Origin of the sequence: Methylorubrum sp. POS3 (assembly GCF_043352485.1) — a bacterium.
Taxonomy (GTDB): Bacteria; Pseudomonadota; Alphaproteobacteria; order Rhizobiales; family Beijerinckiaceae; genus Methylobacterium; species Methylobacterium suomiense.
On the sequence record NZ_JAPRBT010000010.1, the window covers coordinates 1 to 2016 of the forward strand.

General features: G+C 73.4%; 1 pseudogene. It reads left to right on the forward strand.

Annotated elements, in window-relative coordinates:
• Nucleotides 1–2016: pseudogene (locus OWC43_RS23240) on the forward strand (tail length tape measure protein); the annotation flags it as partial.

Consider the following 2016-nt stretch of genomic DNA (forward strand, 5'->3'; position numbering starts at 1 on the left):
CAGGAGGCGACGGCGGCGTTCGAGCGCATCGCCCGGCTCGCCCGGACGATGACTGAGGACGTCGACCGGTTCGGTTCGACCGCGGTTGCTGCCGCCAACCGCGCCGCCGAGTTCGGCCTGCGCACCACGACGATGAACCCGGTCGACCGGGCCGCCGCCGAGATCCGCGAGACCTACACGCGCAAGACCCGCGAGGCCGGGCTCGATCCCGAGGGCCGCAACGCCGGGCAGATCGGCGCTGCCTACGATGCGCGGATGCAGGCGACGACCGACCTGTTCGAGCGCCAGCGCCTCGCCCGCGAGCGCGACAAGCTGCTGCGGGACGGCCGCGAACTCGACGGCCTGCGCCGCGAGCGCGATCTCAGCCTCGAGGCGTTGCGCGCCCGGACCGAGCAGAGCGCGATCCGATCCGCCCGCATCCCCGAGAGCTTCGTCCCGATGATCGTCGGGGCGGAGAGCGGCGGGCGCGACACCGCCCGCAACCCGCGCTCCTCGGCGACCGGCGCGGGCCAGTTCATCGACGGTACCTGGCTGCGGCTGTTCAAGGACCGGTTCGCCGAGCGCGCCGCCGCGATGTCGGACGGCGAGATCCTGGCGCGGCGCACCCACCGCGCCGATTCCGAGGCGATGATCGAGGCCTACGCACAGGAGAATGCCCGCGCGCTCGAGCGGGCCCGGCTGCCGGTCACCGCGACGAACCTCTATCTCGGCCATCACTTCGGTGAGGGCGGGATGCTGGCGCTGCTGCGGGCCGATCCCGGCGCGCGGGCCCGCGACGTGCTTGGCCGCAAGGTGGCGGAGGCCAACCCGCGCACCGTCGGCGATCAGACCGTCGGCGGGACGATCGGCACCGTCGCCGGCATGGTGGCACGCAACGATCCCGGCATCCGGGCCTCGCGCGACCAGGTCGAGGTGATGCGCGCGCAGATCGGCGTCACCGACATGGCGGCGGCGAGCGCGGCCCGGCTCGAGCGGGTCCAGGAGCTGCTCAACCAGGAGCGCCAGAGGGGCAGCGATCTCGGCCGCGCCTTCGTCACGGCGCAGGACCTCATCACCGCCTCGTCGGAGAAGCTGACGCCGGAGATGGCGGCGCAGCGCAAGGCGATCCTCGAGATCGCCGACGCCTACGGCCAGGTCTCGGCCGCGGGCACGGATTACCGCGGGCGCTCGACCCTGATGTTCGAGCGCGAGCAGCTCGGGCGCACCGACGCCGAGGCCTCGATCTACGCCCGGGCCCGCTCGGTCTACGGTGAAACGGGTTCGCGCGAGGCGCAGGCCTTCATCGGCCAGGCGCGCAAGAACGCCGAGCTTTTCGAGGCCAAGAGCATGATCACCGACGGGGCGCGCAGCTTCGTCAGCGATCTGCGCCGCAGCGGCGATGCCGCTTCGGCCCTGTCCAACGCCTTCGGTAGCGCGGCCGACCGGCTGATGTCGAAGGCGCTCGACAGCGTGATCTCCAGCGCCTTCGGGGGTGGCGGCAGTGGGAGCGGCGGTGCTGGCGGTATCGGCGGCTTCCTCGCCAGCCTGTTCGGCGGCGGTGGCGACGGCAAGGCTACCGGCATGACGCTGTACGCCTCGCCGGCCGGGCCGGGCTTTGCCGACGGTGGCTGGACCGGGCCCGGGGGCCGAAGCGTTGTGGCCGGCCTCGTCCACCGCGGTGAGGTGGTGTTCTCGCAGGACGATGTCGCCCGCCATGGCGGCGTCGCCGCGGTCGAGGCCCTGCGGCGCAGCGGCGGGCTGCGCGGCTACGCCGAGGGCGGGATCGTCGGGGCCGAGGCGTTCACCCTGCCGAGCCGCGCTGCCTTCGCCCCCGCCAGTGGCGGCTCGCCGATCCACGCCCCGATCAGCATCACGATGCAGGGCTCGTCCGGCGATCCGGCCGTGGATCGGGCCTACATCGAGCAGACCGCCGCGGCCCTGCGCGGGGAGATGCGCGGCATCTTCCACCAGGAGCAGGCGAACTCGCTGCGCACCAACGGCGCCCTGTGGAAGGCCGGCTTGCGCCGGTCCGGGTGA